This window comes from Janthinobacterium sp. 344 (assembly GCF_900112025.1).
In the GTDB taxonomy this organism is placed as follows: Bacteria; Pseudomonadota; Gammaproteobacteria; order Burkholderiales; family Burkholderiaceae_D; genus Janthinobacterium.
This window is the reverse complement of sequence record NZ_FOKL01000001.1, coordinates 273514-298407: the sequence shown is the minus strand read 5'-3', so window position 1 is coordinate 298407 and position 24894 is coordinate 273514. Positions and strand designations below refer to the sequence as shown.

The 24894-nt window shown below is 64.3% G+C and carries 21 protein-coding genes and 3 tRNA genes; 15 read left to right on the top strand and 9 right to left on the bottom strand.

Annotation, left to right across the window (positions count from 1 at the left end; translation table 11 throughout):
- The first annotated feature begins 6 nt into the window (after positions 1–6).
- From BM193_RS01285 to BM193_RS01265, 4 genes are all read left to right on the top strand, one after another.
- Positions 7–82, top strand: a tRNA-Gly gene (locus BM193_RS01285).
- A gap of 42 nt (positions 83–124) precedes the next feature.
- A tRNA-Cys gene (locus BM193_RS01280) sits at positions 125–198 on the top strand.
- A 279-nt stretch (positions 199–477) separates the two neighbouring features.
- A complete protein-coding gene (locus BM193_RS01270; protein WP_092794684.1) occupies positions 478–1965 on the top strand; it encodes a SulP family inorganic anion transporter in 1488 nt (495 codons plus the stop codon).
- Between the two features lie 64 nt (positions 1966–2029).
- Positions 2030–2482: a hypothetical protein gene (locus BM193_RS01265; RefSeq protein ID WP_092794679.1), complete on the top strand. Its 453-nt coding sequence runs from the start codon at positions 2030–2032 to the stop codon at positions 2480–2482.
- Between the two features lie 25 nt (positions 2483–2507).
- Here BM193_RS01265 and BM193_RS01260 read toward each other — a convergent pair whose 3' ends face one another.
- Positions 2508–4226 carry a methyl-accepting chemotaxis protein gene (locus BM193_RS01260; RefSeq protein ID WP_092794677.1) on the bottom strand — a complete coding sequence of 573 codons (1719 nt, stop codon included), beginning with the start codon at positions 4224–4226 and terminating at the stop codon, positions 2508–2510.
- A 380-nt stretch (positions 4227–4606) separates the two neighbouring features.
- Here BM193_RS01260 and BM193_RS01255 point away from each other — a divergent pair, with 380 nt between their 5' ends.
- The 9 genes from BM193_RS01255 (at position 4607) to BM193_RS01215 (ending at position 17325) form a co-directional block, all read left to right on the top strand.
- Positions 4607–6757, top strand: a complete 2151-nt coding sequence (locus BM193_RS01255; protein WP_092794674.1) for a TonB-dependent receptor — start codon at positions 4607–4609, stop codon at positions 6755–6757.
- Positions 6758–7083: 326 nt separating this feature from the next.
- Entirely contained in the window at positions 7084–10155 is a 3072-nt protein-coding gene (gene fdnG / locus BM193_RS01250; RefSeq protein ID WP_092794670.1) for a formate dehydrogenase-N subunit alpha, read from the top strand.
- 13 nt (positions 10156–10168) lie between these two features.
- The gene (fdxH, locus tag BM193_RS01245) at positions 10169–11092 is read left to right on the top strand and encodes a formate dehydrogenase subunit beta (RefSeq protein ID WP_071322926.1); all 924 of its coding nucleotides are present in this window, start codon (positions 10169–10171) and stop codon (positions 11090–11092) included.
- On the top strand, positions 11079–11762 hold the full coding sequence (locus tag BM193_RS01240) for a formate dehydrogenase subunit gamma (protein WP_092794666.1): 684 nt from the start codon (positions 11079–11081) through the stop codon (positions 11760–11762). The genes fdxH and BM193_RS01240 overlap by 14 nt, the downstream gene beginning before the upstream one ends.
- Before the next feature lie 151 nt (positions 11763–11913).
- Complete coding sequence (gene fdhE / locus BM193_RS01235) at positions 11914–12969, top strand: formate dehydrogenase accessory protein FdhE (RefSeq protein WP_092794663.1); 1056 nt, start codon at positions 11914–11916, stop codon at positions 12967–12969.
- A complete protein-coding gene (selA, locus tag BM193_RS01230) occupies positions 12966–14387 on the top strand; it encodes an L-seryl-tRNA(Sec) selenium transferase (RefSeq protein WP_092794660.1) in 1422 nt (473 codons plus the stop codon). Before fdhE ends, selA begins: the two co-directional genes overlap by 4 nt.
- Positions 14384–16339, top strand: a complete 1956-nt coding sequence (gene selB / locus BM193_RS01225) for a selenocysteine-specific translation elongation factor (protein WP_092794659.1) — start codon at positions 14384–14386, stop codon at positions 16337–16339. The genes selA and selB overlap by 4 nt, the downstream gene beginning before the upstream one ends.
- Positions 16340–16351: 12 nt before the next feature.
- A tRNA-Sec gene (locus BM193_RS01220) sits at positions 16352–16447 on the top strand.
- Between the two features lie 164 nt (positions 16448–16611).
- Entirely contained in the window at positions 16612–17325 is a 714-nt protein-coding gene (locus tag BM193_RS01215) for a substrate-binding periplasmic protein (protein WP_254785777.1), read from the top strand.
- 10 nt (positions 17326–17335) lie between these two features.
- On the opposite strand, the gene BM193_RS01210 is transcribed toward BM193_RS01215, so the two are convergent.
- The 7 genes from BM193_RS01210 to fur form a co-directional block, all read right to left on the bottom strand.
- A complete protein-coding gene (locus tag BM193_RS01210) occupies positions 17336–18076 on the bottom strand; it encodes a GGDEF domain-containing protein (protein WP_092794654.1) in 741 nt (246 codons plus the stop codon).
- A gap of 3 nt (positions 18077–18079) precedes the next feature.
- Positions 18080–18478 carry a DUF1987 domain-containing protein gene (locus BM193_RS01205; protein ID WP_092794650.1) on the bottom strand — a complete coding sequence of 133 codons (399 nt, stop codon included), beginning with the start codon at positions 18476–18478 and terminating at the stop codon, positions 18080–18082.
- Positions 18479–18500: 22 nt separating this feature from the next.
- On the bottom strand, positions 18501–19058 hold the full coding sequence (locus tag BM193_RS01200) for a SiaB family protein kinase (RefSeq protein ID WP_092794647.1): 558 nt from the start codon (positions 19056–19058) through the stop codon (positions 18501–18503).
- A 60-nt stretch (positions 19059–19118) separates the two neighbouring features.
- A complete protein-coding gene (locus tag BM193_RS01195; RefSeq protein WP_217638402.1) occupies positions 19119–20324 on the bottom strand; it encodes a SpoIIE family protein phosphatase in 1206 nt (401 codons plus the stop codon).
- A gap of 174 nt (positions 20325–20498) precedes the next feature.
- Positions 20499–21089, bottom strand: coding sequence for an NAD(P)H-dependent oxidoreductase (locus BM193_RS01190; protein WP_092794640.1), 591 nt, complete (start codon positions 21087–21089; stop codon positions 20499–20501).
- A 72-nt stretch (positions 21090–21161) separates the two neighbouring features.
- On the bottom strand, positions 21162–21527 hold the full coding sequence (locus BM193_RS01185; RefSeq protein ID WP_092794638.1) for a MerR family transcriptional regulator: 366 nt from the start codon (positions 21525–21527) through the stop codon (positions 21162–21164).
- An 82-nt stretch (positions 21528–21609) separates the two neighbouring features.
- Entirely contained in the window at positions 21610–22050 is a 441-nt protein-coding gene (gene fur / locus BM193_RS01180; RefSeq protein WP_092794635.1) for a ferric iron uptake transcriptional regulator, read from the bottom strand.
- A 256-nt stretch (positions 22051–22306) separates the two neighbouring features.
- Between fur and BM193_RS01175 the strand changes: the two genes are divergently transcribed.
- Together BM193_RS01175 and BM193_RS01170 are read left to right on the top strand one after the other, a co-directional pair.
- The gene (locus BM193_RS01175; RefSeq protein ID WP_092796937.1) at positions 22307–23203 is read left to right on the top strand and encodes a LysR family transcriptional regulator; all 897 of its coding nucleotides are present in this window, start codon (positions 22307–22309) and stop codon (positions 23201–23203) included.
- 146 nt (positions 23204–23349) lie between these two features.
- Positions 23350–23967: an OmpW/AlkL family protein gene (locus BM193_RS01170; RefSeq protein WP_092794632.1), complete on the top strand. Its 618-nt coding sequence runs from the start codon at positions 23350–23352 to the stop codon at positions 23965–23967.
- A gap of 76 nt (positions 23968–24043) precedes the next feature.
- Here BM193_RS01170 and BM193_RS01165 read toward each other — a convergent pair whose 3' ends face one another.
- Positions 24044–24871 carry a MetQ/NlpA family ABC transporter substrate-binding protein gene (locus BM193_RS01165; RefSeq protein WP_092794630.1) on the bottom strand — a complete coding sequence of 276 codons (828 nt, stop codon included), beginning with the start codon at positions 24869–24871 and terminating at the stop codon, positions 24044–24046.
- Positions 24872–24894: the final 23 nt, after the last annotated feature.

Genomic DNA, 24894 nt, shown 5'->3' with positions numbered 1-24894 from the left:
TCCAATGCGGGAGTAGCTCAGTTGGTAGAGCGCAACCTTGCCAAGGTTGAGGTCGAGAGTTCGAGACTCTTCTCCCGCTCCAGTTTTCAAGGTGGGCCGCAAGGCGCACCCAAGCAGTTCCTCTGGCGAGGTAGCAAAGAGGTTATGCAGCGGCCTGCAAAGCCGTTTAGACGGGTTCGATTCCCGTCCTCGCCTCCAGATGAAAAAAATAGCCCACTTTCGAGTGGGCTATTTTTTTGCCCGTGCTCTGGCCTGGCTTTTGCCTGCGGTGCATCTTGTATAATGCCAACAGGCTCAGCCACGCCAAGCCGTGCGCTGAAGAATCTTCCCCTTTCCGCCATACCGATGTAGTCATTGACGATTTTCCTGCTCCGTTCGACCGCGGCGCGGCTTTTCTGTGAAGCCGGCGGGCATGGCTGTGTGCGATGACTCTGCATCGCACGCGCATTTCTCTGTTTTAACCCTGGATTTGACTCAATGATCAACGCAACTTTTCGGGAAGAGTGGTACCCGAACGTACAAAAAAATGTCCTGGCGGGCCTGACCACCTCGTTCGCCCTGGTGCCCGAATGCATCGCCTTCGCCCTGGTGGCGCAGTTGAATCCCCTGATGGGCCTGTATGGCGCCTTCATCATTTGCACATTGACGGCCATCTTTGGCGGCCGTCCCGGCATGATTTCCGGCGCCGCCGGTTCCATGGCCGTCGTCATCGTGGCGCTGGTGGCGCAGCATGGCGTGCAATACCTGCTGGCGACCGTCGTGCTGAGCGGCATCCTGATGGCGCTGTTCGGCCTCTTGCGCCTGGGTAAACTGGTGCGCATGGTGCCCCATCCCGTGATGCTGGGCTTCGTGAATGGCCTGGCCATCGTCATCGCCATGTCCCAGCTGGAACATTTTCGCTTGGCCACGCCGCACGGCGAAACCTGGCTGCAGGGCACGTCCTTGCTCGTCATGGGCGCGCTGGTGCTGCTCACCATGGCCATCGTCTACGTGCTGCCGCGCATCACGCGCGCCGTGCCGCCCGCGCTGGTGGCCATCCTCGGCGTGGGCGTGCTCAGCCATTTCTTGCACTTGCCCACGCGCACCCTGGGCGACCTGGCGCATATCGCGGGCGGCTTGCCGGCCCTGCATTGGCCCGCCGTGCCGCTGGACATGGCCACCTTGCACATCATCTTCCCGTATGCGGCGCTGATGGCCATGGTGGGCTTGCTGGAAACCTTGCTCACCTTTAATCTCACCGATGAGATGACGGAAACCCGGGGCCAGCCCAACCGCGAATGCATCGCCCTGGGCGCGTCGAACGTGGTGTCGGGCCTGTTTGGCGGCATGGGCGGCTGCGCCATGATCGGGCAGACGATGATCAACCTCAGTTCGGGCGGGCGTTCGCGCCTGTCGGGCGTGGTGGCCGGCGTGATGATACTGCTGTTTATTCTCTTCCTGTCGCCGCTGATCGAGCGCATTCCGCTGGCCGCGCTGGTGGGCGTGATGTTCGTCGTGGCACAGCAGACGTTTGCCTGGGGTTCGCTGCGCGTGCTGGGCAAGGTGCCGGCGCAGGATGCGCTGGTGATCGTCGCCGTGACCGTCATTACGGTGTTCACGGACCTGGCCACGGCCGTGCTGTGCGGCATCGTCATCGCCGCCTTGAATTTTGCCTGGCAACATGCGCGCGAGATGCGTACCGACATCGATGACAGCACGCAAGGCCTGCGCGTCTACCTGCCGCACGGCACCCTGTTCTTCGCCTCGACCACGCATTTCCTGGAGCTGTTCCAGGCGGCGACCGATCCGGCCCGCGTCATCCTCGATTGCCGGCATCTGCACATGGCCGATCACTCGGCCATCGCGGCCATCGAAGCCTTGTATGAGCGCTACGAGAAGGCGGGCAAGCACCTGCAGGTGACGCAGTTGTCCGCTCGCAACCAGGCCTTGCTGCAGCGGCGTCGATGTGAGCGTCGCGTAAAATAGGGGAAAGTCTGCTCCGCGCTATTTCTCGGGAGGGGCGGAATTGTCGAATGTCTGTGGAGTGTGCATGCTGTCGTACGAACAAGAACAATTGTTACAACAAAGCCAGACGGCTTTTGATGCCTACTATGACGCGCTGGGCGCGTCGCTGGTGAATTTTGTCGAGCGCCTGGGCATCCAGCCCGCGCACGAAGTGTTGACCAACGCGGCCGAATACCTGCCGTACATCGATGCGGCCATGCGCACCATCGTCATCCGCGATGAAAGCTGGCAGTGGGTGAAGACCATGCTCGGCTACTTTATCGGCGAATATTTCGTGCAGGGCCATGCGGGGTGCTGGTATGTGGAAACGCGGGCCGAATCGCCGCATTTCTGCCGCATCATGGTGGGCGGCTTCGAGCATGGCTTGCCGGCGGACGCCGCCCTCGATCCGGAGGCGCTGGCGCTGGCATTCCTGGGGCAATCGGTGCCGCGCGAGCTGGCGGCACTGATTGACACTGCGCAAGCCGGGCTGGCTTGACGCCGCGCGGCTTGCTGCAGCCGATTTAAAACTCTTCCCACTCGCCTTCGGCCGGTGCCGTTGCCTTGCCGCTGGCGCGCGTCGCGGGCAGGCGCAGGGCAGGGGCCGATGCCTTGCGCACCGGCGCGGCGGCGGTGGCTGGGGTGGCGGCCGGCGCGCCGCGCTGCGCCGTTTTCACGCTGAAGCGGTCGCTGGCCGCTGCATTGGCATCGAGGCGGAACACGCTGACCACCTGCGCCAGTTCGCTCGCCTGTTCCTGCATCGCTTCGGCTGCGGCCGAGGCTTCTTCCACGAGGGCCGCATTTTGCTGCGTCACCTGGTCCATTTCGGAAATGGCCTGGTTGACTTGCTCGATGCCCGCGCTTTGCTCTTCGCTGGCGTTGCTGATCTCGCTCATGATGGAGGTGACGAAGCCGATGCTTTGCACGATTTCTTCCATCGTCTTGCCCGCCTTGTCGACCAGGTCCGTGCCCACGTCCACCTTTTGCACGGAGTCGTCGATCAAGCCCTTGATCTCTTTCGCCGCTGCCGCCGAGCGCTGTGCCAGGTTGCGCACCTCGGTGGCCACGACGGCGAAGCCGCGTCCCTGTTCGCCCGCGCGCGCCGCTTCCACGGCCGCGTTCAGGGCCAGGATATTCGTCTGGAAGGCGATGCCGTCGATGACGGAAATGATGTCGACGATTTTCTTCGACGAGGTGTTGATGTCACCCATGGTGGCGACCACTTCGGCCACCACGGCGCCGCCGCGGCTGGCGATGCCGGCCGCGTCGCCGGCCAGTTTATTTGCCTGGCGCGCATTGTCCGCATTCTGTTTCACGGTCGAGGTCAGTTCTTCCATCGACGAGGCCGTCTCTTCCAGCGAGCTGGCTTGCTGTTCCGTGCGCGACGACAGGTCCTGGTTGCCGGCGGCAATTTCGGCGGACGCCGTGGCGATGGTGTCCGTGCCGCTGCGTACCTGGCCGACGATGCCGACGAGGCTGTCGTTCATGGTTTTCAGGGCATGCATGAGCTGGCCGGTCTCATCGCGGCTCTGCACGCGGATATTGCTGCTGAGGTCGCCAGCCGCCACGGTTTCCGCCACTGTCACGGCGTCGCGGATGGGGCCGGTGATCGAGCGCGTGATCCACCACGCAAAACCGATGCCCATCAGCACGGCGGCCACGCCCATGATGATGAGGAAGAGGCGCGTGCTGCTGTAGGCTTCGATGATGCTGGCGCCGACGCCGTCGGCCGCCTTGATCTGCATGTCGGCAAAGCGCTTCACTTCGGCTAGGTAGGCCACGGTGATGGGCGCGACTTCCTTCTCGAACACTTGCTTGGCGCCGGCCACGTCGCCGTCGGCCTTCATCTTGAAGGCGCGGCCGCGCGTCGTCACGTAATCCGTGCGCACCTTGCGCACCACCTTGAACTGCTCGATCACGCCGGGATTGCGCAAGGAGGCGACGATGTCGTCCTGCAATTTGCTGGAACGCTCCGCGTCCACCTTCAGGTCTTCCTCGATCTTCGCGCGCACGGCGGGATCGGCGATCTCGAACGAGGCCACGCCGCGCACGCTGTTGAGCTCAATGATCTTCGACCATTCGGCCACCATGCGCTGGTTCTTGATGCTGGTATTGATGAGGCGGTAGGTCAGGTCGCTGGCCGTTTGCATGCGCACGAGGGCGGTGATGGTCAAGGTGGCCAGCAACAGCAATACGACAGCAAAGCCGACGCCAAGGCGGCTGCCGATGTTCAGGTTTTTCATGTATTTCCTAACAATTAATAGTCATGATCGCCGCCGCCAGCAAGGGCGGACAGGCGCCGCAAGGCGCAGGGGATCGGGGTCTTCGGGTGCCGCGGATTGCATCGCGGCGCGCCGCGCAGGACGCGGCGATGGAGGTAAAGCCTGGGGTGTGGCGGCGCGGGGTGCCGCTGACCAGCAAACCGGAAGTATAGCATTGACGTGTGGAAATAGTTTCTCAAAGCAATTTTAAGTATTTTTTGATATTGATTTCCTGTTGCTTTTTTACATCAAGTAGGGGGTTGATAAGTACTATCACTTACATCGCGCCTGACTATTCGTACTTTTCCCTGATAAAATATTAATGATAATCATTCGTATTTAATAATTAACCAGGGAACCGTATGCCGCAACGCCGCACGCCAGGATGGACACCGATCACTCTCGCCGTCTTCGGCGCTCTCACGTCCGGCGCCATGCCGCTGGCCGCGTGGGCACAGGAAAGCCTGCCCGCCGTGACCGTGACGGCGGCCAAGGACGGCAATGGCTATGTCGCCGGCACGTCCGCCAGCGGCACCAGGACGGAAATGGCCTTGCGCGACGTGCCGCAGACGATCAACGTGGTGCCGGCCGCCGTCATCCGCGACCAGCACGCCATGTCGCTCCAGGACATCATGAAGAATATCCCCGGCGTGGGCCTGTCCACGGGCGACGGACAGCGCGACCAGGTATTCATCCGCGGCTTCACGGCCATCGGCGACCAGTTCGTCGACGGCTTCCGCGACGATGCCCTGTATTTCCGCGACCTGTCGAACGTCGAGCGCCTGGACGTCATCAAGGGCCCGGCCGCCGTGCTGTACGGCCGTGGCTCCTCGGGCGGCCTGGTGAACCGCATCACCAAGAAGCCCGGCATCGATATCACGGACGTGGCGCTGAGCCTGACGAATACCAAAGGGCGCCGCGGCGAAGTCGACGTGGGCCGGGTCGGCGAGACGGTGGACTGGCGCTTCACGGGCGCGCGTGAATTGTCCGATAGTTATCGTGACCAGCAGTTCATCAACCGCACGGCGCTGGCGCCATCGGTGGCCATCCGCCTGTCCGGCGCCACCACGCTGCTGCTGCAGGGCGACTACCTGGAAGACCGCCGCCTGACGGACTTCGGCATCCCGTCCTACCAGGGCCGCCCCGTGGCCGTCGATGCGCGCACGTATTACGGCGCGGCGAACGCCCGCGATGCCGATTTCAGCCAGTCGCGCGTGGTGTCCACGGCCGCGACCCTGACGCACAAGTTCAGCGATAGCTTGTCGTTGCGCAATGCCTTCCGCTATTACGATTACCACCTGGACCGCAACAATACGAATATTTCCGGTAACGTCAATGAAGTCAGGGGCACGATGAACCTGGCGCATGCCAAGCTCAACCGCGATGAAAGCGGCTGGTTCAACCAGACGGAATTGACGCAAAAGCTGCGCGCGGGTGCCACGCGCCACGAAGTGCTGTACGGCGCCGAGTTCGGCAAGCAGAACAAGGACGCCGCCAGCTGGGCCGCCGCCGTGGTGGCGACGAATGTATCCATCTTTAACCCCGTGCTGCCCGTGGTCGACCCCGGCAAGCTGGGCGTGCGCAGCGATACTTTTGCTACCTATGACACGGCCGCCGCCTATGTACAGGATGCGGTCAGTTTCAGCGACGAATGGAAAGCGCTGGCGGGCCTGCGCTATGACCGCTACCAGCAGCAGTCGCGCCTGGCCAATGGGGCCGGCGTGACCACCGCCAATCTGTCGCGCACGGATTCGGCCGTCAGTCCCCGCGCCGGCCTCGTCTGGCAACCGGGCGGCACGCAGTCGTATTACGCGTCGTGGAGCCGCTCGTTCCAGCCCAGCGGCGAGAACTTCGCGCTGGCCGCCAACAATGCCAACCTGGCGCCGGAAACCACGCGCAACACGGAAGTGGGCGCCAAGTACGAGCTGTGGGGCGGCCGCGCGAATGCCAGCGTGTCGCTGTTCCGCCTGGAGCGCGACAATATCAAGACCAGCGACCCCATCACGAACCGCATCGTGCCCGTCGGCACGCAGCGCACGGACGGCCTGGAGCTGACCTTCAACGCGGACTTGCACGACGGCTGGAAGATGATGGCGGGCTACGCCTGGCTGGACGCCACCATCACCGATTCCATCGCCGTCGACCGCAGCGTGAATGCGCCGGGCACGACGACGGCCAGTGCCGTGGCCGTCAAAGGCAAGCGCGCCACCTTGACATCGCGTAACACGGCCAACCTGTGGCTGACGAAGGACCTGGGCCACGGCTTCACGGTGGGCGGCGGCGCGAATGCCGTCGGCAGCCGCTACGCCAATCCGGGCAACACGGTGGTGCTGCCCGGCTACGTGACGGCCGACGCCATGGCCGCGTATCGCACGGGCCGCTATGAAGTGCAGCTGAACGTCAACAATATCGGCGACACGCGCTACATCGTCTCGGGCCACGGGTCCAGCCCGAACCTGAGCTTGCCGGGCGCGCCGCGCAACGTGGCGCTGACCTTGCGCTACAGCCTGTAATGTCGCCGGCTGCGCTGGGCAGGCAATCGAACCCGCTTGCGAGCGGGTTTTTTCATGCTAGTCGCTCTGGCCGGCGCGGCCGCGTCCAAGGGGCCAGCCGCCGGGCAAGCGGGGCGCGATTGCCGGCCATGCCATTTAGAGGAACCATTCGGTACCGATAAATTAATGTTGACTATGTGCAATTAATTCCGGCGGACTAAGCCTTGACTGTGTTTGAGGGGTAAAATACGTCTTATATGGCGCAGACATGGTGTTTATGCCTGATGCATATGACACCGCCATGACGTTGTATGACTTTTTATTTACTCACATCATAGAGGTCTGATATGGTTCAGATATCCAGGCGCCAGTTCCTTCGGGTGACAGGCGCCACGATTGCTGGCTCCAGCCTCGCCTTGCTCGGTTTCGCACCGGGGCAGGCGATGGCCGAGGTACGGCAATACAAGCTGGCTCGCACGACCGAGACCCGCAATACCTGTCCTTACTGTTCCGTTGGCTGCGGCGTTCTGCTGTATGGCCTGGGCGATGGCGCGAAAAATGCCGTCTCCAGCATCATCCACGTGGAAGGCGATGCCGATCATCCGGTGAACCGTGGCACGCTGTGCCCGAAAGGCGCCAGCCTGGTCGACTTCATCCACAGCCCCAACCGCCTGAAAGTGCCCGAGTACCGCGCACCGGGCGGCACGGAATGGCAACCGATCTCCTGGGATGTGGCGCTCGACAAGATCGCGCGCCTGATGAAGGATGACCGCGACGCCAACCTGATCGAAAAGAATGCCGACGGCAAGACCGTCAACCGCTGGCTCTCCACCGGCATGCTGGCCGCGTCCGCCGGCAGCAACGAGGTCGGGTATCTGACCCACAAGACAGTGCGCAGCATGGGGATGCTGACCTTTGATAATCAGGCGCGTGTATGACACGGACCGACGGTGGCAGGTCTTGCCCCGACGTTTGGCCGTGGCGCGATGACGAATCATTGGGTCGATATCAAGAATGCCGACGTGATCCTGGTCATGGGCGGCAATGCAGCAGAAGCACATCCTTGCGGATTCAAATGGGTAACGGAAGCGAAGGCGCATAACAAGGCCAAGCTGATCGTTGTCGATCCGCGCTTTACCCGTACCGCATCCGTGGCAGATTACTACTGCGCCACGCGTACCGGCACGGACATCGTCTTCCTCGGCGCGATCATCAATTATCTGCTGACGAACGACAAGATCCAGCATGAGTACGTGCGCAACTACACGGACATGCCCTTCATCGTGCGCGAAGACTATGCGTTCGAGGATGGACTGTTCTCGGGTTTCGACAAGGAAAAAGGCAAGTACACCGACAAGGCCACCTGGGATTACGAGATCGGCGACGATGGCTATGCCAAGATCGATCCGACCATGGAGCACCCGCGCTGCGTCTATCAGATGATGAAGAAGCACTACGCGCGCTACACGACCGAGATGGTCGAGCGCACGTGCGGCGTGTCGCCTGACAAGTTCCACAAGGTGGCGGAGGCGCTGGCCTCGACCGCCGTGCCGGGACGCGCCGGCACCATCCTGTACGCGCTGGGCTGGACGCACCACTCGACGGGCGCGCAAACCATCCGCACGGGCGCCATGGTGCAGCTGTTGCTGGGCAATATGGGCATCGCCGGCGGCGGCATGAACGCCTTGCGCGGGCACTCGAACATCCAGGGCCTGACCGACCTGGGCCTGATGTCGAACCTGTTGCCGGGTTATATGACCCTGCCGAACGAGGGCGAGCAGGACTTCGACGCCTACATCGCCGCGCGCGCCACCAAGCCGCTGCGGCCGAACCAGCTCAGCTACTGGAGCAATTACCGCAAGTTCCACGTCAGCTTCATGAAGACGTGGTGGGGCAATGCCGCGACGGCCGAGAACAACTACGCCTACGATTACCTGCCCAAGCTGGACAAGCCGTATGACTTGATGCAAGCCATCGAGAACATGCACCAAGGCAAGATGACGGGCTATATCTGCCAGGGCTTCAACGTCATCGCCTCCGCGCCGAACAAGCAGAAGGTGACGGAAGCGCTGTCGAAGCTGAAGTTCCTCGTCATCATGGACCCGCTGGCCGTGGAAACGGGCGAATTCTGGCGTCCGCATGGCGAGTTCCACGAAGTCGATCCCACCAAGATCATGACGGAAGTGTTCCGCCTGCCGACCAGCTGCTTCGCCGAGGAGCGCGGTTCGCTGGTGAGTTCTTCGCGCGTCCTGCAGTGGCACTGGCAAGCGGCCGAACCGCCGGGCCAGGCGCGCAGCGACCTGGAGATCATGTCGGGCCTGTTCCTGCGCATGCGCACCATGTACCAGAAAGAGGGCGGCAAGTTCCCGGACCCTATCCTCAACCTGACGTGGAATTATGCGCAGCCGCATAATCCGCAGCCGGAAGAGATCGCCCGCGAATTCAACGGCAAGGCGCTGGCCGACTTGTACGATCCGAAAGATCCGACCAAGCTGCTGGTCAAGAAGGGTGAACAGCTGGCGTCGTTCGCGCAATTGCGCGACGACGGCACGACCACCAGCGGCTGCTGGATCTTCGCCGGCAGCTGGACGCAGGCGGGCAACCAGATGGGCCGCCGCGACAACAGCGACCCGACGGGCATCGGCCAGACCCTGGGCTGGGCCTGGGCATGGCCGGCCAACCGCCGCGTGCTGTACAACCGCGCTTCGTGCGATCTGAAAGGCAAGCCTTTCGATCCGACCCGCAAGCTGATCGAATGGAATGGCACCAACTGGACCGGCGCCGACATTCCCGACTTCAAGGTCGACGAACCGCCGGAAAATGGCATGGGTCCGTTCATCATGCTGGGCGAAGGCGTGGCGCGCTTCTTTGCGCGCGGCGCCATGGCGGAAGGACCGTTCCCCGAGCATTACGAGCCGTTTGAAAATCCGCTGGGCTACAACCCCATGCATCCGAAAAACCCGCAGGCAACCAGCAATCCGGGTGCGCGCGTGTTCGCCGATGACCGCAAGCTGTTCGGCACGCATGAGGAATACCCGCATGTGGCCACCAGCTACCGCCTGACCGAGCATTTCCATTACTGGACCAAGCATGCGCGCCTGAACGCCATCATCCAGCCGGAGCAATTCGTTGAAATCGGCGAAGAGCTGGCGGCCAGCATCGGCGTGGTGGCGGGCGGCAAGGTCAGGGTCAGTTCCAAGCGGGGCCATATCATCGCCAAGGCCGTCGTCACCAAACGCATCAAGGCCTTGAAGATCGAAGGCAAGCAGGTGCATACCGTGGGCCTGCCGTTGCACTGGGGCTTTACAGGGGTGGCCAAGCCGGGGTACCTGATCAACTCCCTGACACCGGGCGTGGGGGATGCGAATTCGCAGACACCGGAATTCAAGTCCTTCCTCGTGAAGGTGGAAAAAGCATGATGGGAGATCGATAATGGCACTGCAATCCTTAGATATCCGGCGCCTGTCCGCCACCACGGTGACGCCGCCGCAAGCGCGTTCCCCCGTGACGGGCACGGTGGCCAAGCTGATCGATGTGTCGAAATGCATCGGCTGCAAGGCTTGCCAGACGGCGTGCATGGAATGGAACGACCTGCGTGACGAGGTCGGCGAAAACCATGGCACCTACGACAATCCGACGGACCTGACGCCGCAATCGTGGACGGTGATGCGCTTTGCCGAACACGAAAGCAACGACGGCAACCTCGAGTGGCTGATCCGCAAGGATGGCTGCATGCACTGCGAGGACCCGGGCTGCCTGAAAGCCTGCCCGGCGCCGGGCGCCATCGTGCAGTACACCAACGGCATCGTGGATTTCCACCAGGAAAACTGCATCGGCTGCGGCTACTGCGTGGCCGGCTGTCCTTTCGACGTGCCCCGCATCTCGAAAAAGGACGACCGCGCCTACAAGTGCACGCTCTGCTCGGACCGCGTGGCCGTGGGCCAGGAACCGGCCTGCGTAAAGACCTGCCCGACGGGCGCCATCGTCTTCGGCACCAAGGAAGACATGAAGGTGCATGCGGAAGAACGCATCGTCGACCTGAAGTCGCGCGGTTTCGAGAACGCCGGCCTGTACGATCCGCTGGGCGTGGGCGGCACGCACGTGATGTACGTGCTGCACCATGCCGACAAGCCGCGCCTGTATTCCAACCTGCCGGACAAGCCGAGCATCAGCTTGATGGTGGGCTTCTGGAAGGGCTGGGCCAAGCCGCTGGCCGTCGCCGGCATGGCGGCCACGGCGCTGGCGGGCCTGTTCCACTACACGCGGGTCGGTCCGAACGAAGTGAGCAAGGATGAAGAGCGCGAAGCCCTGGACGAGGCCAAGCGCATCAAGGAGGGGCAGCATGAATCATCATGAACAGCACAGTGATCTGCACGATGGCAAGCTGTACGACAAGGATGGCAACCCGCTGATCCAGCGCTACAATCCCAACGAGCGCACGAATCACTGGGTCACGGCCATCACTTTCGTCATGCTGGCCCTGTCCGGCCTGGCCATGTTCCATCCGTCGATGGCGTGGCTGGCGAACCTGTTCGGCGGCGGGCAATGGACGCGCATCCTGCATCCGTTCGCCGGCCTGGTGATGTTCGTCTCGTTCGCCATCCTGGTGCTGCGCTTCTGGCACCACAACAAGTTCGAGGACGGCGACAAGCAGTGGCTGAAGCAGATGGACGACGTGCTTAACAACCGCGAGGAAAAGCTGCCGAAGATCGGCAAGTACAATGCCGGCCAGAAGATCCTGTTCTTCGTGCTGCTGGCGTGCATGCTGGGATTGTTGCTGTCGGGTATCGTGATCTGGCGCGCGTACTTCGCGTTCTACTTCCCGATCCCCGTGATCCGCGCGGCCGCCCTGCTGCATGCGGTGTGCGCGTTCGGCATCATCTGCGCCATCATCGTGCACATCTACGCGGCCCTGTGGGTCAAGGGCTCGATCGGCGCCATGGTGCGCGGCACCGTCACCTACGGCTGGGCGCGCAAGCACCATCCGCGGTGGTTTGAGGCGGAGATGCGCAACAGCAAGGATTAAGCTGTTGTAAGTCACACCCGCTGCAAGAGCCGGGGCCGGTCCCACAGGATCGGCCCTTTCTCTTTATCGATTAAAATAGTTTCGAAACACAGCCGCATCCGTCGGATGGGCTCGCCGAATGTACTCGGCCTTTTTTGATGGGAAAACTCCATTGGTACAACGCATACTCCAGCCAGGCGAAATCGAAGGCCTGGACCATAACGCGATTCCGCGCCTGCTGCTGCCGCAGCCCGGCAGCCTGTTTACGGCGCGCGCCTTGCGCTTGCGCGAACTGGCGCAGGGCAAGATCAAGGGCATTCCCGTCGATGCGGGCATGCAGGGCTACCTGGTGCTGATGGCCGCGCTGGCCGATGCGCAGGCCGCCGTCGTCGCCAAGCTGGCGCCCGGCGCCGTGCCCGTGGCCGACGCCGAGGTGCTGCGCCGCGCCATGGCCCACCGCATGCCGGTGCTGCCCGTCAACGGCGCCCGTCCGCCGATCTGGCGCGACATTTTCAACCGCCTGCTCGACGAACTGGCCGCCACGGCAGCCAGCCAGCCGGCCCTCTCGGGCGGCCTGACGCAGGTGCTGGCGCAGCTGCGCGCGCTCGATGAAGCAGCGCTCGACGCCTGCGCCGACGCCGTGCTCGACGAGAACGGCGACCACCTCAACCCCATGCATGCGCCATTCGTCGCCGCGGCCCTGCAAGTGCTGTGGTCGACGTCGGCCAGCCAGCTGCGCGCCACGCGCGTGCCGGACCTGGAAACGGGCACCCTGTGCCCCGTCTGCGGCTCGCATCCCGTCGCCAGCGTGATCCGCATCGGCGGCCAGTCGCAAGGCTACCGCTACCTGCACTGCGGCATCTGCGAAAGCGAATGGCATATGGTGCGCGTGAAGTGCTCGACCTGCGAGCAGAATGGCAAGATCGCCTACCAGGGCCTCGACGCGGCCGACGCCGCGCCGTTCGACCCCGTGACGGCGAAGGACGACAAATTGCCGAACAAGGCGAACGATCCGAAGAAGGTGGCGCGCGCGGAAACCTGCGATGATTGCCATACCTACCGCAAGGTCTTCAACCAGGAGCACGACTACCACGTGGAACCGCTGGCCGACGACCTGGCCAGCCTGATGCTCGACCTGCTGGTGGGCGAGGCGGGCTACCAGCGCGCCAGCGGCAATCCGCTGCTGTGGCTGGGGAAGAGCGAAAGCAGCGGGGACCCGCAGGCATGACGACGGGGCAGACCGTGCGCCTGCCGTCGGTGGACCGCATCCTCGCCGATGCGGCCTGCCAGGCACTCATCGCCGAGCATGGGCGGGTTCAGACCCTGGCCTGCGCCAGGGCGCTGCTGGCCGAGCTGCGCGCGGCCATGCTGGCGGGCGCGGGTGGTGGCGACTCCGGCGACGAGGGCGCATCGATCGCCGCCATCGTCGCGCAAGTGGACGAGCGGCTGCAAGCGCAGTCGCGTTCGCACTTGCGCGCCGTCTTCAACCTGACGGGCACGGTGCTGCACACGAACCTGGGCCGGGCCCTGCTGCCCGACGCCGCCGTGCAAGCCGTGGTGGAAGCCCTGCAATGGCCGATGAACCTGGAATTCGACCTGGAGACGGGCAAGCGCGGCGACCGCGACGACCTGGTCGAGGAATTGCTGCGCGAGCTGACGGGCGCCGAGGCGGCCACCATCGTCAATAACAACGCGGCCGCCGTGCTGCTGATGTTGAATACGCTGGCGCAGGGCAAAGAGGTGATCGTCTCGCGCGGCGAGCTGGTGGAAATCGGCGGCGCCTTCCGCATCCCCGACGTCATGACGCGCGCCGGCGCCGTGCTGCGCGAAGTGGGCAGCACCAACCGCACGCACCTGGCCGATTACGCGCACGGCATCAACGAGCATACCAGCCTGCTGATGAAGGTCCATTGCAGCAATTACGCCATCACGGGTTTTACCAAGAGCGTGGAACTCGATGCGCTGGTGCCGCTGGCGGCGCAGCATGGCCTGCCCACGGCCGTGGACCTGGGCAGCGGCACCCTGGTCGACCTGGCCCAGTATGGCTTGCCGCATGAAACGACGGTGCGCGAAACCATCGAAGCGGGCGCCGACCTGGTGACCTTCAGCGGCGACAAGCTGCTGGGCGGGCCCCAATGCGGCGTCATCGTCGGGCGCGCCGACCTGATCGCGAAAATCAAGCGCAATCCCCTGAAGCGCGCGCTGCGCGTGGGCAAGCTGACCCTGGCGGCCCTGGAGCCGGTGCTGCAGCTGTACCGCGCGCCGGACTTGCTGGCCGAGCGTTTGACCACCTTGCGCCTGCTGACGCGTCCTGCGGCCGCCATGCGCGCGCAGGCCGAAAAACTGCTGCCGCAGTGGCAGCGGGCGCTGGGCACGGCCTACGCCGTCACGGCCGAAGCGATGCAAAGCCAGATCGGCAGCGGCGCCTTGCCCGTCGACCAGCTGCCCAGCTTTGGCCTGGCCATCCGCAGCGCCCCCGGTTCGCGCCTGAGCAATCCGCTGGGCGTGCTGGAACAGCGCCTGCGCGCCTTGCCGCGGCCCGTGATCGGGCGCATCGGCCAGGACACCTTATGGCTGGACCTGCGCTGCCTGGAAGGGCCCCACGAAGCGGCCTTCATCGCGCAGATCGACGAGTTGTCCGCATGATCATCGGCACCGCAGGCCATATCGACCATGGCAAGACGACGCTCACGCGCGCGCTGACGGGCGTGCATACGGACCGCCTGAAGGAAGAGCAGGCGCGCGGCATTTCGATTGAACTGGGCTACGCCTATCTGCCGCTGGCCGACGGCACGGTGCTGGGCGTGATCGACGTGCCGGGCCACGAAAAATTCATCCGCACCATGGCCTCCGGCGTGACGGGCATCGACTTCGCCCTGCTGGTGGTGGCGGCCGACGATGGCATCATGCCGCAGACGCACGAGCACCTGGCGATCCTGCAGCTGCTGGGCGTGACGCGCGGCGCCGTGGCGCTGACCAAGATCGACCGCGCCGACAGCGCCCGCGTGGCGCAGGTGGAGGCGGACATCGAGGCGCTGCTGGCCGGCATGCCGCTCGCTGGCAGCCCCATCTTCCCCACCGCCGCCAGCGTGGACAACGATCCCGGCGTGGCGGCCCTGCTGGCGCACCTGACGCAAGTGGCGCGCAGCCTGCCGCAGCGCGACGAGCGGCGCCTGTTCCGCCTCGGCGTGGACCGCGTGTTTACCTTGTCGGGCCAGGGCACGGTCATCACTGGCACGGCGCTGGCGGGCAGGGCGCGCGTGGGCGACAGCCTGCAGCTGGTGCCCGGCGACGCGCAGGCGCGCGTGCGCAGCATCCATGCGCAAAACCGCGCGGCCGACACGGGCATGGCGGGGCAGCGCCTGGCGCTGAACCTGGCCGGCATCGCCCGCGAACGCATCGAACGGGGCAACTGGATCGTCGCCCCGGCGCTGGCGCAGTGTTCCGAACGCCTCGACGTGGAACTGACCCTGCTTCCCGACGCGGGCGTGCAACTGAAAGCCTGGTCGCCGCTGCACGTGCACCTGGGCGCGGCGCACCAGCTGGCGCGCGCCGTCATGCTCGATGGCGAGACGCTCTCGCCGGGACAGACGGGCAGGGTGCAGCTGGTGTTCGATGCGCCCATGCATGGCGTGCCGGGCGACCGTTTTGTCGTGCGCAATGCGCAAGCGACGCAGACGGTGGGCGGCGGCATGGTGCTCGACCCGTTCGGGCCCGCGCGCAAGCGGCGCAGTCCCGCGCGCCTGGCCTGGCTCGATGCGCTGGCCGCGTTTGTCGCGCACGGCGACACGGCGGCCCTGCTGGGGCAAAGTCCGCTGGGCTTGCGCGAATCCCTGCTGGTGCGCCTGTCGCTGCTGCCGGCGCATGCCATCGCGCTGCCGCCCGGCACGCGGCGCATCGCCCTGCGCGGCGAAGACGCCTTGCTGCTGGCGCCGGCGGCGCTGGACGCGTTGGCGCAGCGCGTGCTGGCCGCACTGGAGGCCTTCCATGCGCGCAGCCCCGATGAAGCGGGGCCGGAACTGTGGCGCCTGAAGCGCATCGTCGACGCCGAGATGGAAGACGCCTTGTGGAGCCGCCTGGTCGACGATCTGCTGGCGCAGGGGGCCGTGCAGGCGCGCGGCGCCAGCCTGCACCTGCCGACGCACAGCGTGGAGCTCACGCCGCAGGAGCAGGCGCTGGCCGAACCGCTGCTGGCGGCCCTGCAGGAAGGCCGTTTCGATCCGCTGTGGACGCGCGACCTGGCGCGCGACTTCGGCCTGGCCGAGGATGACACCCGCAGGCTGTTGCGAAAACTGGCCAAGGCGGGCCAGATCAGTCAGGTGGTGCACGACCTGTTCTACCATCCTGCCGCGCTGGCCGACCTGGCGCAGCTGGTGCGCGAACTGGCGCGCAAGGCGGAAGAGGAAGCGGGCTTGCCGGCGGGCGGAGGCGCCGTCGGCGCGGCCACCTTCCGCGATGCCAGCGGCCTGGGCCGCAAGCGGGCGATCCAGGTCTTGGAATTTTTCGACCGCGTCGGTTATACTCGCCGTGTTGGCAATGGGCATTTATTGCGCCCGCAAGCGCTGTGGTCCTACACGGCAGCCTTGCCCGATAGTTAGCTCAGGCACCGCGGAAAGCACACTCATCCGGTGATGTGGCCGGGCTTCAAACCCGGTGGAGGGCGTCAGACGTTCTCCCGTAGGTTCGACTCCTACTGTTTTCCGCCAGTTATTCCCCTCCCGATTCCCTGCCTGCCGCATGGCGCGCCTGCCGGCGTTGGCCCCTTGCCACGTTGCCGAAAAACAATGGTTTAATTGGTAAGATTTGGCGATGGCAAGCCAAGGCCGGTGGTAACATCGGAGCCGGTACCCTGTGGCAGATGAAAGCAAGCATGAAACAACGAGGGATGGCATGGCTGCTGGCAGCGGCATTGCTGGAGCCCGCAGCGGCAGCGGGGGCGGGTCTGCGCATCGTCGGCGAGCACTTGCCGCCGTCGAGCATGATGGAGGGAGAGACCGTCGTCGGACGCGAAACGCGCAAGGTGCGCGAGATCATGGCGCGTGCCGGCATCAGCTACAGCATCGAGCTGCTGCCGTGGAAGCGTGCATACGCGCAGGCGCTGCGCGAGGCGGACACCTGTCTTTTTTCCACTTCGCGCACGCAGGAGCGCGAAGCTCAATTCCGCTGGATCGGTCCCCTCAATGAAGCCGAATGGGTGCTGTACGGCCTGGCCGAGCGGCGCCTGGCCCTGCACACGCTGGCCGATGCGCGCGGCCTGGTCATCGGCACGGTGCTGGGCGATGCGCGCGACGACTATCTGCGCCAGCACGGCATGAACGTGGCGCCCGTGACGCAGGAGTGGCTCAATCCGCAAAAGCTGCTGCTGGGGCGTATCGACCTGTGGGCCGTCGGCATGGCCGTGGGCAGCAAGCCGTTTGCCGGCAAGGCGTGGGAAAACAAGGTGGTGCCGCTGCTGACCTTCAACCGCGTGCAGACCTACCTGGCCTGCAACCTCAAGGTGCCCGAGGCGCAGGCGGCGGCCATGCAGCGCGCGGCGGCGGCCATGCGCCGCGACGGCAGCATGGCGCGCGACCAGCTGCGCTAGCGCCGCCGCTTCAGCTTTCCAGCCACTGGCGCACGCAGTTGCGTCCTTCGCGCTTGGCCTGGTACAGGGCCTGGTCGGCATGGCTGTAGGCCGTCTCGAACGCCGTGCCGGCGCGGTTCCAGCTCAGGCCCACGCTGACGGTGATGGGGCGCGTGATGGGCGCCGCATGGCGCTGGCGGCCCACCGTGTCGCAGATGCGCTGCGCCACTTTCGCCGCGTCGTCGCGCGAGGTGGTGGGCCACACCACGGAAAACTCTTCGCCGCCGACCCGGCCGATGGCCGTTTCCTGTCCCAACAAGCCCTTCAGGCAGTCGACCACGGCCTGGATCACGCCATCGCCGGCCGGGTGGCCGAAGTCGTCGTTGACCTGCTTGAACAGGTCGATGTCGAGCACGATCAGGGCCATGTCGCCCTGTTCCAGGCAGCGCGAGGCATGGTCGATCACGGCGCCGCGGTTCAGGGCGCCCGTCAGCGGGTCGTGCGTGGCGCGGTATTCGAGCTGGCCGGCCAGCGTCTGCAATTGCCGGTTCAGCAGATGCATGTCGCGCTCGGCGCGGTCGCTGCGGCCGATCAGGCGCCGCGTCTCGCGCATCAGCCGTTCATAGTGATTGATCAGTTCGCCAAGCACGCGGCGCTGTTCCTCGCCCGAGGCGCCGGCGTCGGCGTGCATGCGGCGCGCGGCGGCCAGCGCCGCCGCTTCGACGGTGAACAGGTCGGGTTCCAGTTCGGCTTCGGAGAGTGCGGCGCGCATGTCTTAACTGCCGCTCACGGCGTGATCCTGGAAGTCCAGCGCCGTGAAGTCCTGCTGCAGTTCCTGGCCGAATTCCAGGATGGTGTCGTCGTCCTCGTCGTGGTACCAGTTCAGGCGCACCTGGTTGCCGTCGATGGCCGCCTGGTTCAGGGTGTCGAACAGGGTGAACAGCATCTTCGTGCTGGAGCTGTTGAAGTAGGCCAGCGAGACATTCACGGTGATGACCGCGTCGCGGCAGCCTTCCAGGTAGGCGCGCACGGCGGCGATCAGCGGGCCGTAGAAGGCGGCCGCGTTTTCCGGATACGATTCGCCCTTGATCGACAGCGCGTGCTGTTCGAAACGGAAGTCGATTTCGGGCGAACTGGGGGTCGCGGCGATGAACAGTGGTGGCGGTAATGGCATATGCTTTCCTGAGTCGGCTCTTTTAAATGATGGCTTTGATGCAGAAGATGGTATGGCCAGGCTCCTGCGGATCCTGGACGAATTCGAATTCCAGCGGCTCGCTGGCGTCGCGCGCCATGGTGAGGAAGCCCAGTCCCGCGCCCTTGCTGTCGGCGGGCGCTTCCTCGCGCAGGGCCTTCTTGTAGGCCAGGCGGATCTCGTCCATCGTCATGCTGTGCAGCGGTTCCAGGCGGGCGCGGATCTGCGCCACGTTGTCCGTCGAGACGGGGTTGGCGCACAGCAGGAAAAAGCTGTCGCCGCGCGTGCCGATGCAGAACGAGCCGCGCCGCATCTGCTGGTCCAGCTGCGCGTCCGGCGTCAGGCTGTCGGCCGAATAGTGCATGATGTTCTGCGACATCTCGATGAACGAGGAAAAGATGCGCCGCCGCGTGGGACCGGCCGCGCCGGCCGTGTCGAGGCGCGCCTTGATGGTTTCCGAGATGGCGCTGACCACGTGCTGCGAGAAATAGCCCACGTAAAAAAAGATGATGTTGCGCTTGCGTGCCACATCCCAAAACTCGTTGAATTCTTCGTACAGCACGTCCGTGCTCCTGGCTGGCCGGTTGCCCGGCGGGTTGTCGTGGATCGCCGCCGCCGGTGGCTACAGGCGGAAACAGAAAAAAGTCAGGTCATCGCGGCGCGGCTGCTTGCCCTGCCACGCCGCGCTGTCGCGCAGCAGCGCCGCCGCCACGTCGCGGGCCGGCGCTGCGCGCTGCGCCAGCAGCTGCTCGCGCATGCGCCGCTTGCCGTAGGCGATGTCGCGCGCGCCGCCGATCTGGTCGAGCAAGCCGTCGGTGGTGAGGAACAGCAGGCTGCCCGCCGGCGCGTCCAGCGTTTCGTTGTGCCAGCAGTAGCCGGCCGGCGTGTCGACATAGCCCACGCCCATGCGCGCGCCGTCGATGGCGCGCACGCCGTCTGCGCCTGGCGCCACCACGTGCAGGGCCAGTTTCGCCCCCGCGAAACGCAGGCTGGCGCTGGCCGCGTCGTAGCACAGGAAGGCGCAGTCCATGCCGTCGTTCGAGCCGGCGTGGCTGGTATCGGCGCCATCCTGGCCCAGCAAGGTCTTGATGGCGCGGCTGACGGCGCCGATCAGGGCGGCCGGGTCATGCGGTCCCCGTTCGCGCAGGGCCTGGCTCAGGGCCGACGAGGCGATCAGGGTCATGAAGGCACCGGGCACGCCGTGGCCGGTGCAGTCGGCGATGGCGGCAAACCAGCCGCCCGCATGGCGCTCGAAAAAGTAGAAGTCGCCGCCGACGACGTCGCGCGGCTGCCACTCCAGGTGCGCGTCGGCCAGGGTGGCGCGCAGTTCCGCATCGGAGGTGCGCAGCAGGGCGCGCTGGATCACGCTGGCGTAGTCGATGCTGTGCATGATCTGGCGGTTCTTTTCCGCCTGCATGGTGGCCACCACGTTCATCAGCTGCAGGCCGAAGCCGACGCCGGCCAGCGCGCCATCCTCGGTGATGATGAAGCCGTCGGCCAGGGCTTTTTCACCGGCTTCCACGGCGCGGAAGGTGAGGTCTTCGATGCTCATGGCGCCGTCGACGATCAGCGGTTCTTTGTCCATGAAGGCGATGCAGCTCTTCTTGCCGTACACCTCGTGATAAAACGGCTTGGACATTTGCGACATGAAGATGTTGCGGCTGATCAGGCCGATGGGTTTCTGCTGCTCCGTGACGGGCAGGCTCATCATGTCGCGGCGTTCCGTAAACAGTTCCAGCACGGCGAAATTGCTGGCGTCAGCCTGCACCGATTCCGTGGGGATGCACAGGTCAAACGCGACGGATGAGCGAAAACGGGGAAGATGCAATCGAGAGGCGTTGAACTCCACAGGCGGCTACCTTTAGGTGACGATCGGCGCCTTGCTTGTCACGGCGGCAAGGCGACTGACAAACAGGCAATATCATCATGGTAGCCGCCGAATGTGACGGCTTGATTACCAGCTTGTCAAAACCGTATGCAAGATGGCTGCATGGCAAGCAACTCAGGCGCGCCGGCCCAGCACCCGCGCCTGCTCCAGCCAGCGCGCGCGCTGCTGCTCGGTGGAATCGATCATGGGACCGAAGCTGGCCACCTTGACGGGCTTGACGCCGCAAAATTCCAGGGTCGTCTTGCGCAGCTGGTGGATGCCGGGCATGTGGTAGACCCAGCGGAAATACCAGGGCGGCGTATCCATCGCCACCAGCAGCTGCGCCGTGCGGCCTTTCAGTAGCTGCGCCGGGAACGCCTTGCCCGGGCGGTATTTGAAGGCAAAGCCGGGCAGGAAGATGCGGTCGACAAAACCCTTCAGCAGGGCCGGCGCGCCGCCCCACCAGATCGGGTAGGCGAACACCAGGTGTTCGGCCCAGCTGATGGCTTCCTGCGCCGCCAGCAAGTCCGGCTCCAGCGGCTGCACCTGGCGGTAGCCTTCGTGCAGGTTCTGGTCGAAGTCCAGCTGGCCCAGGCGCAGTGCGCGCACGCTATGGCCTGCGCTGCGGGCCGCTTCGGCATAGGCATCGGCCAGCGCACTGCAGAAACTGTCGCTGGACGGGTGGCCGAGGAGAATCAATATGCGCTTGGGTGTCGTCTTGGTCATGATGCAGGCTGTCCGTTAAAGAAGAGCTTGCATGCTAAAGCCTGCCCCTGGGGGCAGAGTCAAGCGCCACGGTCATGCCGCTGCCGGCTGGCGCTGGCGCGCCAGGCAGTCGTGGATTTCCGCGTCGATACCGGCCAGTTCCCCGTCCAGCTGGCGCAGGCGGGCGATGTCGTCCTGCAGTTGCGCGCGCTTGGCGGCGATGTGCCGCGACAGGGCGGCCCAGTCCGTATCGTCGCCGGCCAGGATGGGCAGCAGTTCGGCCAGGCGAAAGCCCAGCGTCTGCGCCTGGCGGATGAGTTTTACCTGCACCAGGTCTTGCTGCGTATACACGCGGTAGGCGCCGGAACGGCGCACGTCGCCCAGCAAGCCCAGCGCTTCATAGTGGCGCAAGGCCTTGGGCGAGGTGCCCGCCAGGCGGGCGATTTCTCCGATGTACATGCTGGTCCTTTGTCCTGTATCAAGCCACGGCGCATGCAGTGTAGCGCAGGCGGACCGAACGGCGCTACCTTGCGCGCCGCACTCAGGAGGGCTTGCGTGGCGGCACTTTCTTGGCCGTGCAGTCGGCGCAGGTGCCGTACAGCGACAAGGCATGCTCGTGCAGCACGAAGCCGCGCTCGGCGGCGATCTCGTTCTGGCGCAGCTCGATGCCTTCGTCGACGAATTCATCGACCTTGCCGCAGCCCGTGCAGACCAGGTGGTCGTGGTGCTGGCCTTCGTTCAGCTCGAAGACGGCATGGCCCGATTCGAAATGCCGGCGAAACAGGATGCCCGCTTCGGCGAACTGCATCAGCACGCGGTAGATGGTGGCCAGGCCCACGTCGATCTTTTCGGCGAGCAAGAGTTTATACACATCGTCCGCGCTCAGGTGCTTGATCGTGCCTTCTTGAAACAGCTGCAGAATCCGCAAGCGGGGGATGGTCACTTTCAAGCCCGATTCACGCAGTTCCCTCAATATATCCATGTCTCCCATTCCTTTTTGTAGTCGCTTGAGCGCACGCCCACGCGTGATTTCGCATTATATCGCAAATGATAATCATTACCATTCTCATGTGCGAAGTGGAACAGTATGCCGCGCAAGGGGGCCGCGGACCAGTGACATCGGCGCAAGGGGCGAGTGCATCGCACGCATCTTGTCCAGTGCGTGCCATGCGTCGAAATTGCAAAACCAGCGGTAATATCGCTACACTGTGCAGCATGCAATAACAATGGAGCAGGGCATGGACCGATTTGATGCGATGCGCATCTTTACGCGCATCGTCGAGTTGCGCAGTTTCACCCAGGCGGCGCATGACCTCGGCTATCCGAAGGCCACGGTCACGCATGCGATCAAGCAACTCGAAACGCGCCTGCACGTGCGCCTGCTGCAGCGGACCACGCGCCAGGTCACGCCGACCCTGGATGGCGAGGCGTATTACCAGCGCTGCGTGCGCCTGCTGGCCGACCTGGAGGAGACGGAATCCGTGTTCACGTCGGCGGCGCAGCAGCCGGCCGGCAAGCTGCGCATCGACATGCACAGCACCCTGGGCATGCATTTTGTCATGCCCGTGCTGGATCGGTTTTGCGCCCGCTACCCATTGATCGAACTGGAAATCGGCATGGGCGACCGCCTCGTCGACCTGGTGCGCGAAGGCGTTGACTGCGTGCTGCGCGTGGGGGAGCTGGGCGATTCCTCGATGGTGGCGCGCCGCGTGGCGCTGCTGGAACAGATCACGTGCGCCAGCCCCGCCTACCTGGCCGCCCACGGCACGCCGCGCACCCTGGCCGAGCTGGACGGGCACCGGGCCGTGAATTTCTTTTCCGCCCAGACGGGCAAGGTCTGGCCCTTCGATTTCAAGGCCGATGGGCAGCGCCACAGCGTGGCCTTGCCAGGCACGGTCTCCGTCAACAATGCGGACGCGTATCACGCCTGCTGCCGCGCCGGCATGGGCTTGATCCAGGCCCCGCGCTATCACCTGGAGCAGGCGCTGGCGGCGGGCGCTCTGGTCGAAGTGCTGGCGCACCTGCGCCCCGATCCGCTGCCCGTGTCCGTGCTGTATCCGCATCACCGCCAGCTGTCGCCGCGCGTGCGCGTGTTTGCCGACTGGATCGCCAGCCTGTTTGCCGGCGTACATTGATGCGCCGCGGCATTTTCTTGACTTGGGCAAAGAAAAAAATCCCTCTATTGATGCCATCTAGCACTATTTGATGTGGATCAAAGTTTTTGTTGCACTGCACTCTTAGACTTCGCAGCGTTACTTAACGACAAAAAGAGGGAACTAGAATGAAAAAGTCCGCAACTGCAGCAGCAATCGTCCTGGCCGCCATCGGCGCATGCGCCGGCAACGCAATGGCACAGGAAGGCCCATGGCTGGTCCGTGCGCGCGCCGTGCACATCGACCCGGCCGACAAGTCTGCTCCGATCGGCGGCGTCGGCGCATCCGACCGTTTGCATGTCACCAGCAAGACGATTCCTGAAATCGATATCTCGTATTTCTTTACCCCCAATATCGCTGCCGAGTTGATCCTGACGTATCCGCAAAAGCATGACGTCAAGCTCGACGGCAACAATATCGGTACCTTCAAGCACTTGCCGCCGACCCTGTCGCTGCAATATCACTTCATGCCGGAAAAACAGTTCAGCCCTTACGTTGGCGCGGGCGTGAACTACACCAACATCTCGGATGTGAAATTGCTGAACGGCGCCGGCCGCCTGGAACACGACAGCTGGGGCTTCGCGCTGCAAGCGGGCGTCGACTACAAGCTCGACAAGAACTGGTCGCTGAACTTCGACATCAAGAAAGTGCAGATCCGCAGCGATGTGTTCATCAGCGGCGCCAAGGCCAGCGAAGTCAAGGTCGATCCTATCCTGATCGGTGTCGGCGTCGGCTACCGCTTCTAAGCCGGAATAGCGCCCGCAAGGCGCGGACAATAAAAAAGGACGGCTTGGCCGTCCTTTTTGCATGGCATGCGCCGGTTTATTTTTTCAGCGTCTTTTCCAGCGCCAGCTGGTAGTCCGTCTTTTCATAGCCGGCCAGGTATTTGTTCGTCGCGTCGAGGAAGGCGCGCGAGCGGTAGGCCGCTTCCAGGTCCTTTACCCATGGCTTGCCCTTGTCTGCCGTGCGGATGGCCACCAGGTTGATGTAGCTGTCCGAGATCTTTTCCACGGCCAGGGCGGTGGTCAGTTTCATGCCGGCGGCCAGGGCGAAATTGCCGTTGACGAAGGCGTAGTCGGCGTCAGCGAGCGAGCGTGGCAGCTGCGCCGCTTCCAGCGGCACCAGTTTCAGCTTCTTCGGGTTGTCCAGCACGTCGCGTTCGGACGCGCGCAGCGGGTCGACGTTCGGTTTCAGCTTGATCCAGCCCATCTTGGCCAGCACCACCAGCGCGCGCGCCTGGTTGGTCGGGTCGTTCGGCATGGTGATGGTGGCACCGTTCTTCACCTCGGCCAGCGATTTGTGCTTGCTGCTGTACAGGGCGATCGGCGTGGTCGGCACGGTGATCAGTGGGCTCAGCGGCAGCTTGTTATCGGTGGCGAACTTGGTCAGATACACGATGTGCTGGAATACGTTGGCGTCCAGCGAGCCTTCGGCCAGCGCGTAGTTCGGCTGCACGTAATCGTTGAATTCGACGATCTTGACCTTGTAGCCCTGTTTTTCCAGGATCGGCTTGATGCCCAGCTTCAGCTGGTCCGAGTACGGGCCGGAGCTGGTGCCGATGACGATTTCCTTCGGGTCCTTGGCGTGCGCGCCGGTGGCGAAGGCCAGGCTGGCGGCGGCCAGGAGCAGGGTGCGGCGAATGTGGTTCATGTGTTTCCTTGTTCTGAATGGGG

What these genes read in the sequence shown, in the direction of transcription:
- BM193_RS01165 (WP_092794630.1), bottom strand. Translation starts at nt 24,871, where the DNA reads ATGAACCACATTCGCCGCACCCTGCTCCTGGCCGCCGCCAGCCTGGCC.
- BM193_RS01210 (WP_092794654.1), bottom strand. Translation starts at nt 18,076, where the DNA reads ATGCGCGCCGCACTCTCCGAAGCCGAACTGGAACCCGACCTGTTCACC.
- selA (WP_092794660.1), top strand. Translation starts at nt 12,966, where the DNA reads ATGACGACGGGGCAGACCGTGCGCCTGCCGTCGGTGGACCGCATCCTC.
- BM193_RS01255 (WP_092794674.1), top strand. Translation starts at nt 4,607, where the DNA reads ATGCCGCAACGCCGCACGCCAGGATGGACACCGATCACTCTCGCCGTC.
- BM193_RS01175 (WP_092796937.1), top strand. Translation starts at nt 22,307, where the DNA reads ATGGACCGATTTGATGCGATGCGCATCTTTACGCGCATCGTCGAGTTG.
- fur (WP_092794635.1), bottom strand. Translation starts at nt 22,050, where the DNA reads ATGGATATATTGAGGGAACTGCGTGAATCGGGCTTGAAAGTGACCATC.
- BM193_RS01215 (WP_254785777.1), top strand. Translation starts at nt 16,612, where the DNA reads ATGAAACAACGAGGGATGGCATGGCTGCTGGCAGCGGCATTGCTGGAG.
- BM193_RS01185 (WP_092794638.1), bottom strand. Translation starts at nt 21,527, where the DNA reads ATGTACATCGGAGAAATCGCCCGCCTGGCGGGCACCTCGCCCAAGGCC.
- selB (WP_092794659.1), top strand. Translation starts at nt 14,384, where the DNA reads ATGATCATCGGCACCGCAGGCCATATCGACCATGGCAAGACGACGCTC.
- BM193_RS01205 (WP_092794650.1), bottom strand. Translation starts at nt 18,478, where the DNA reads ATGCCATTACCGCCACCACTGTTCATCGCCGCGACCCCCAGTTCGCCC.
- BM193_RS01170 (WP_092794632.1), top strand. Translation starts at nt 23,350, where the DNA reads ATGAAAAAGTCCGCAACTGCAGCAGCAATCGTCCTGGCCGCCATCGGC.
- fdxH (WP_071322926.1), top strand. Translation starts at nt 10,169, where the DNA reads ATGGCACTGCAATCCTTAGATATCCGGCGCCTGTCCGCCACCACGGTG.
- BM193_RS01260 (WP_092794677.1), bottom strand. Translation starts at nt 4,226, where the DNA reads ATGAAAAACCTGAACATCGGCAGCCGCCTTGGCGTCGGCTTTGCTGTC.
- BM193_RS01190 (WP_092794640.1), bottom strand. Translation starts at nt 21,089, where the DNA reads ATGACCAAGACGACACCCAAGCGCATATTGATTCTCCTCGGCCACCCG.
- BM193_RS01270 (WP_092794684.1), top strand. Translation starts at nt 478, where the DNA reads ATGATCAACGCAACTTTTCGGGAAGAGTGGTACCCGAACGTACAAAAA.
- BM193_RS01240 (WP_092794666.1), top strand. Translation starts at nt 11,079, where the DNA reads ATGAATCATCATGAACAGCACAGTGATCTGCACGATGGCAAGCTGTAC.
- BM193_RS01265 (WP_092794679.1), top strand. Translation starts at nt 2,030, where the DNA reads ATGCTGTCGTACGAACAAGAACAATTGTTACAACAAAGCCAGACGGCT.